Origin of the sequence: uncultured Shimia sp., assembly GCF_913054185.1 — a bacterium.
GTDB lineage: Bacteria > Pseudomonadota > Alphaproteobacteria > Rhodobacterales > Rhodobacteraceae > Shimia.
This window is the reverse complement of sequence record NZ_CAJXIV010000050.1, coordinates 20,839-27,540: the sequence shown is the minus strand read 5'-3', so window position 1 is coordinate 27,540 and position 6,702 is coordinate 20,839. Positions and strand designations below refer to the sequence as shown.

The 6,702-nt window shown below is 52.5% G+C and carries 9 protein-coding genes; all 9 read left to right on the top strand.

Annotated elements, in window-relative coordinates; all coding sequences use genetic code 11:
• Window positions 1-271: 271 nt before the first annotated feature.
• The 9 genes from QZ517_RS11785 (at window position 272) to QZ517_RS11745 (ending at window position 6,685) form a co-directional block, all read left to right on the top strand.
• Window positions 272-1,045, top strand: a complete 774-nt coding sequence (locus QZ517_RS11785; protein ID WP_294227010.1) for a class I SAM-dependent methyltransferase — start codon at window positions 272-274, stop codon at window positions 1,043-1,045.
• 53 nt (window positions 1,046-1,098) lie between these two features.
• On the top strand, window positions 1,099-1,728 hold the full coding sequence (locus QZ517_RS11780) for a class I SAM-dependent methyltransferase (protein WP_294227014.1): 630 nt from the start codon (window positions 1,099-1,101) through the stop codon (window positions 1,726-1,728).
• Between the two features lie 2 nt (window positions 1,729-1,730).
• The gene (locus tag QZ517_RS11775) at window positions 1,731-2,456 is read left to right on the top strand and encodes a hypothetical protein (RefSeq protein ID WP_294227008.1); all 726 of its coding nucleotides are present in this window, start codon (window positions 1,731-1,733) and stop codon (window positions 2,454-2,456) included.
• 333 nt (window positions 2,457-2,789) lie between these two features.
• Entirely contained in the window at window positions 2,790-3,530 is a 741-nt protein-coding gene (locus QZ517_RS11770; RefSeq protein WP_294227006.1) for a polymorphic toxin-type HINT domain-containing protein, read from the top strand.
• A 26-nt stretch (window positions 3,531-3,556) separates the two neighbouring features.
• Window positions 3,557-4,093 (top strand): hypothetical protein, encoded by a 537-nt coding sequence (locus QZ517_RS11765; protein ID WP_294227003.1) that lies wholly within the window; start codon window positions 3,557-3,559, stop codon window positions 4,091-4,093.
• Window positions 4,090-4,563 carry a hypothetical protein gene (locus QZ517_RS11760; protein ID WP_294227002.1) on the top strand — a complete coding sequence of 158 codons (474 nt, stop codon included), beginning with the start codon at window positions 4,090-4,092 and terminating at the stop codon, window positions 4,561-4,563. The genes QZ517_RS11765 and QZ517_RS11760 overlap by 4 nt, the downstream gene beginning before the upstream one ends.
• Window positions 4,564-4,781: 218 nt before the next feature.
• Complete coding sequence (rpsM, locus tag QZ517_RS11755) at window positions 4,782-5,150, top strand: 30S ribosomal protein S13 (RefSeq protein ID WP_283425791.1); 369 nt, start codon at window positions 4,782-4,784, stop codon at window positions 5,148-5,150.
• Window positions 5,151-5,164: 14 nt separating this feature from the next.
• A complete protein-coding gene (rpsK, locus tag QZ517_RS11750; protein ID WP_283425792.1) occupies window positions 5,165-5,554 on the top strand; it encodes a 30S ribosomal protein S11 in 390 nt (129 codons plus the stop codon).
• Between the two features lie 114 nt (window positions 5,555-5,668).
• Window positions 5,669-6,685 (top strand): DNA-directed RNA polymerase subunit alpha, encoded by a 1,017-nt coding sequence (locus QZ517_RS11745; RefSeq protein ID WP_283425793.1) that lies wholly within the window; start codon window positions 5,669-5,671, stop codon window positions 6,683-6,685.
• Window positions 6,686-6,702: the final 17 nt, after the last annotated feature.

The following is a 6,702-nucleotide window of genomic DNA, read 5'->3' as shown; positions in this document are numbered from 1 at the left end:
TTGACCTCGGTTGATGGTCTGGCGTCGATGGACGAGGTTGAGGCATCTGTGGCAGGTGCTTTGGGGTAAGACTCCAAATTCTGTTTGAAATTTGAAAGGTCTGTACCGATTGGTGCGGGCCTTTTGCTTTTGGGCTTAGAGCTGATGGTTCATAGGCGTGACAAAATTCTCGGATAGGTAGAACATAGAAGTCTTGTTGGATTTGGTTAACTGAGTGTAAACTGCTGAAAAAACAAAAGGCCAATCAACTGGCCTGAGGCAGGACGCAGTAATGAAAAAAACAACGGCACAGCAGAAATACGCTTGGCTTCCAGAGCCGCCGATGGATGTTTCCGCGCATTACAGCCTCGGAAACTATGAATTTTCTCGGGTCAGCGCACAGATTGCAAAGAAGTATCTCGACCGTGAGGCAAACCTGAAACGTGCATGGACGCGGATTTGCACGCATATGCCAGAGACGACTACGTCGCATGCGCCGCTCGACATTTTGGAGTTTTCAACCGCGCATGGCGCCATGCTCGAGCTTTGGCGTGCCCTCGGGCACAATGCTGTTGGCACGGATTATTGTGTTCCCGAAGAGTATCGCCGGACTTATAAAAAGCTATCTCCCGACGCAGCTGTGTTTGAGACTGAGCACAATCAGCCTCTGGCAGATGTCAAGCCAGGGTGGGTGTATCAGCCCATAATTGAGTCCTTGGGCTGTGATGTGCGGCTCTTCAATGCCCGGGAAACGCCGTATCCATTCGAGGATAAATCGTTTGATTACGTATGCTGCTATCAAGCCATTGAAGCCTACGCGGACCCTGCGGATTGGGCGCGTATTGTTGATGAGTTTTGCCGGATTGCACGCCGGGCTGTGGTGATTGGTTTTAACCCGCCACCGCTTCGGGCGGATGATCGGCAAGGCTGGGACGCGACGACCGAAGCCTGGGAGAAGCTGCGTCGATATAAACGAAACGGTTTTTCGAACGTATTTTTTGAATTCGAAGAGACCAATCGAGGGTATCACCCCTCTGCGTGTAAATTGATATTTGACGCAAGCTGACACGATCCAAAAACCAAGAAATCAAACAAGACGAGCGGCAGGAGATTTTAGTGATGCAAAAAACAGGCGCAAAAGGCGATAGCTACTACGGGCGCGTGGCACAAAACTACGAGAAACGCCGGAAAAAGCAGGAGTGGTGGGACGTTGAACAAAACGAGATGAAGTCTCTTCTTGAGACATTGCCTGAAGGGCTCTCGGTTGTTGATATCCCATTTGGGACCGGGCGGTTTGTTCCGTTTTATCTGGAGCGACAGTTCGACATCTCAGGTCTTGATGCGTCTATCGAAATGCTAAATGCAGCGTCCCAAAGCCTAGGTTCGAATTTGCAGAAATGTCGCGTGAGCACAGGAAGCGCCATGGACCTACCGTTTGCAGATGAACAATTTGATCTCTTGGTGAGCACGCGCTTTTTGCGCGATATCATCGTGGCGAAAGATGCGCTCAAAGCGCTGGACGAATTTGCGCGGGTGACCAAGCAGTTCGCCATTATTCAACTTGGCGAAAGCATTTCCAAGGATGGCGAAGAAATTGACCCGGATCACATTTTGGAAAGCCGGATGTCTGACAAAGACAACAAAAAGATGTTGAAAGACGCCGGGTTCAAGATTGTCGAAAAGCGTTTGGTGAAAACGGACAAGGACATGAACTCTCAAATCTTCCATTTCCTTGTGAAGAAGATGTAGTCATGTTCGTTGAGATTGCAGGTATGCCCGGCTGCGGCAAGACTACGATTTTCAAAGGCTTATCAACGCGGCTGACCCCACTTGGGGTCGCCTCAAACAATATCAACAACATTTCGATGCATCGTCTGGCTACCGATTGGTTGCCGAGGTTTGTCAAAGGAAAGCCTCAAAGAGAGCTGCTTTATCGGTTTTCCCGGTTTGTGTCGGCACATCCAAAACTCGTCTCTTACGCGGAGCGAATTTACGACAAAGATGACGTGAAGCAGTTTCTTTTTGTTCTGATGTGCGCAAACTACCAAGCCTCGGTTGACCTCGCCGAAGACGGCGAGGTGATTTTTCTTGAGGAGGGGTTTCTGACCCATTCTGTTGCGGCCAGTTTGCCTCTGGCGCAATCCAAGCGAGCGTTGCATGGGCTGGTGTCGAAGTTGCCGATTGTGGATGCAGTGGTGTTCATCAAGACGCCTCCACAAGTGGCCTTTGAACGCGTCTTCCAACGGCGTGGACTGAGGCTGGGCAACAAAAAACTGACGGATAAGTTTGGCGGGATGGACAGTTTTGTGGCGCGGGCAGATCTGTTTGAACGCGGAGTGCATCAGTACTGTGAGCGTGGTCCCAAACTTATTGAAATTGATGCGGCTTGGTCTCCGCAAGAGGCTGCGGATTACGCAGCCAAAGAAATTGTGGCGATGGTTGCAGAGTCGGCTGCCGGGGAGACGCAGGTCGCCTAAGACGCAGGCTGTTTGACGTGTCTATAAGAACGGGGCCGTGGCTCCGCGAGACCCGGAACCCCGCCGTGCCCTGGGGCTGACGGGGATCACCTGTTGGGGCAGGGCGGCTTCATCTTCTACGGCTTCCCCCGTCCTGTTGGCCCAAGCGGATGCTTTGGCAGACGTGTTGGCAGGCCGTGGCGAAAGGCTCGATGCTGTAATCGAGATGTAGGAGGATGATGCAGTTCTGGTGGAATGCGTCATTAACAGTGCCAAAGAAGTGGTTGGCAACGGTGACGCAGCGCGTTTTCTTGTTGCGCTATACAGCTTTTGCGAGACTTGCGGGGGGGGCAATTGCACGACACATTTGGACGTCTCAAAATGCCTTCGCTCTCCGCGCTTTTGCAAAAGCTGCTGCTTTCCCTGACATTTGCCCTTTTTGCCAACACCGCCTCGGCGATGTTCATCCAGCCGGACTGGCTTGACCCAACCGAGCCAGGGGTCGGGACCAATCGGTATTCCTACAGCTTCAATGATCCGGTCAATTTCAAAGATCCGGGCGGAAACATAGCAGAGTCAATTTGGGACGTAGCAAGTGCGTCTATCGGATACAATTCTGCTTACAACAATTTTTCGAATGGCAATGTAGGCGCCGGGTTTCTCGATTTGGGGGGCGCCTTTCTCGACACTCTCGCTGTGGCCGCTCCGGGTGTCCCTGGAGGCGTTTCGGCCGGCATCCAAAGTTGGAGAGGCCTTGGCAGGGCCAAGCGGTCACCCTGCAACAGTTTTGCCGGACATACCTTAATCCAGACAAAAGATGGCTTGGTGCCAATTGAGGCTGTGGCACCCGGCGATTTAGTTTTCTCTAGAGAAGAATACGGAACTGCTCAGGCTTACAATCGGGTATTGACGGTCTTCAAGAATGAACATGTGAGCTTTTTCAAGCTGACGGTTAGCTTTGACGACGAACATCAAGAGATTGAAGTCACCGATGAGCACCCATTCTTTGTGGTTGATAAAGGTTGGCGCCAAGCAGCCCCTTTCTCCGACCAGGGGACCTCATTGAGACAGCAACAGGCAAAACGAGCCGAGTAGAGGGAATTTCTGAAGTTGACGGCCCTTTGACGGCTTTCAATTTGGAAGTGGAGAACTTCCCGACTTACTACGTCAGTCCGTTTGGTTTGTTGGTTCACAACGAGAATGGTGGGGGATTTTGGGCGAACCTCTTTGGTGGGAACAAAAATTCCGACTCTGTTGGACCAGCACAGTCACATAGTGAAAACCGAGACACTGCGACGCAGCTTGGTCTAGCTGGCAAGGACGGTTTGCAATCCCATCACATACCGAGTCAATCGGCTGTTAATGAGTTTCTTGACCGCAATGGTATTCGTTTGGATCGCGCACAAAAACAACAGTTGCGAGATGAACTTGCGGGGGTGCTTATGTCTAAACAAAACCACCAAAAGACTCGGACTTTTGGGTGGGGCGCAGTCCGGACAAAAACGCTGGATGCCGACAATTTGATCGCTGCGGTAGACCGGGACGTCAACGACCTTGCTGCAAAATTTGGGATTTCTGCGGAGCAGGCTGATGTGCTAAAACAAGACCTTAAATCCCATGTGAAAAATGTAACTGCAAAATATGGAGCGCCTTGTTGACGATACTGGATCGCCTCTCCACAAACCCGCACCTTTTAATCAATAAAGCTAACGCAGATACAGCTCTTTTAGAGGTTATCGAGCAGCTTGAGCTTGAGCAGGAGGAACTTTGGGAGTACTGGGGGAACGACTATGAAAACGGCGTTTCGTTTGAATTTGAGGTCAGTTCCCAGAAGAGTTTTAAACTGAGAACGATTTTTGTTTACGTCTCGGCAGAAGCGGCAGAGAAAGCTTCGTTGGAGAAGGCTTTCCGGCCATTCCCGGGCTCATTGCCCTATGCGTTGAAACGCGAAATGGGGCAAGCTGAAGTGGAAGCCATCATGGGGACGCCGGTGTTTCGTCGAGAAGAGATTGCCGATAGCCCATCAGGTTTTTTGGGGGCCGCGTTGAAATATCGATTGAGCGACACTGCAAATGTACTAATTGAGTTTAAGGAAAGCAAAATTCATAGAATTGTCGTCACGGACTAGTGTCATCTCAAAGTTCTTGTTTTCGGGCGGCTTGACACCCCCCTCAATCCCCCCTATTTCATCCCATCTCTTAACGGAGAATCAATTCTTTGCGCGTGGGTCGCCCCCATGTGCAAGACCACCTGATCAGCTGAGGCCCGGTTGCTTGATTGCGTCGGGCTTACGTTGTGAAAAAAGGTTCCGGCGTTACGGAACCGCAACGAAAAGGAAAGTGACACGTGGCACGTATTGCCGGCGTAAACATCCCGACCCACAAACGGGTCCCGATCGCCCTGACTTATATCACTGGTATTGGCCCAACTTCGGCCCAAGAAATCTGCGAAAGCGTAAAGATCGACGTCACGCGTCGTATCAACGAGCTGTCGGATGCAGAGGTTCTGGCCATCCGTGAGCACATCGATGCGACCTACACCGTTGAAGGTGACCTGCGTCGTGAAGTGCAGATGAACATCAAGCGTCTGATGGACCTTGGCTGCTACCGTGGCCTGCGCCACCGTCGCAACCTGCCGGTTCGCGGTCAGCGTACCCACACCAACGCTCGCACACGCAAAGGCCCTGCGAAGGCCATTGCTGGCAAGAAGAAATAAGGGGGTACTGATCAATGGCACGTGAAAAGACTCGCGCGAAGAAAAAAGAGCGCAAGAATATCGCCACTGGCGTTGCGCATGTGAACTCTTCGTTCAACAACACCAAAATCCTGATCTCTGACGTTCAGGGCAACGCAATTTCTTGGTCCTCTGCTGGCACCATGGGTTTCAAGGGCTCCCGTAAGTCCACCCCATATGCTGCTCAGATGGCTGCGGAAGATGCAGGCAAAAAAGCTCAGGACCACGGCGTGAAAACGCTGGAAGTGGAAGTTCAGGGTCCGGGTTCCGGCCGTGAATCTGCACTGCGCGCTCTGGCTGCAATTGGTTTCAACATCACTTCGATCCGTGACGTGACACCAATCGCCCACAACGGCTGCCGCCCACCAAAGCGCCGCCGCGTCTAAGCGACATTTCTACTACCTGGGGCCGCGTGATCCGCACGGCCCCAGTTCGTCATTTTGAAACCTCGGGCGTCTGGTTCTTTTGGACATGGGAACGAGACAAGAATGGAGGGACGCATGATCCACAAAAATTGGGCAGAATTGATCAAGCCTACACAGCTTGAAGTGAAGCCGGGCAATGACCCTGCGCGCCAAGCCACCGTTGTGGCGGAGCCGCTGGAGCGTGGTTTTGGTCTCACTCTGGGCAACGCGCTGCGCCGCGTATTGATGAGCTCGCTGCAAGGCGCGGCCATCACCAGCGTACAGATCGACAACGTATTGCACGAGTTCTCCAGCGTTGCTGGTGTGCGCGAAGACGTGACCGACATTATCCTGAACCTGAAGGGCGTGTCCCTGCGCATGGAAGTGGAAGGCCCTAAGCGTCTTTCCATCAATGCCAAAGGTCCAGGTGCTGTGACTGCCGGTGATATCTCCGACAGCGCGGGCATCGAAGTTCTGAACAAAGATCACGTGATCTGCCACCTTGACGATGGCGCCGACCTTTATGTCGAGCTGACCGTCAACACCGGCAAAGGCTACGTGTCTGCGGACAAGAACAAGCCTGAAGATGCACCCATTGGTCTTATTCCAATTGATGCCATCTACTCTCCGGTGAAGCGCGTGTCTTATGACGTGCAGCCAACCCGCGAAGGCCAGGTTCTGGACTACGACAAGCTGACCATGAAAATTGACACCGATGGCTCCATCACGCCGGAAGATGCTGTGGCTTATGCTGCGCGTATCCTGCAGGACCAACTGTCGATCTTCGTGAACTTCGATGAGCCGGAAGCGGCAGGTCGTCAGGAAGAAGACGATGGTCTCGAGTTCAACCCACTTCTGTTGAAGAAAGTGGACGAGCTGGAACTGTCCGTGCGCTCTGCAAACTGCCTGAAAAACGACAACATCGTTTACATCGGCGATCTGATCCAGAAGACCGAAGCAGAGATGCTGCGTACGCCAAACTTTGGCCGCAAGTCGCTGAACGAGATCAAAGAAGTGCTGTCAGGAATGGGGCTGCACCTCGGCATGGACGTCGAGGACTGGCCACCGGACAACATCGAAGATCTGGCCAAGAAGTTCGAAGACAACTTCTAAAGAATTTGGGCGGGGGC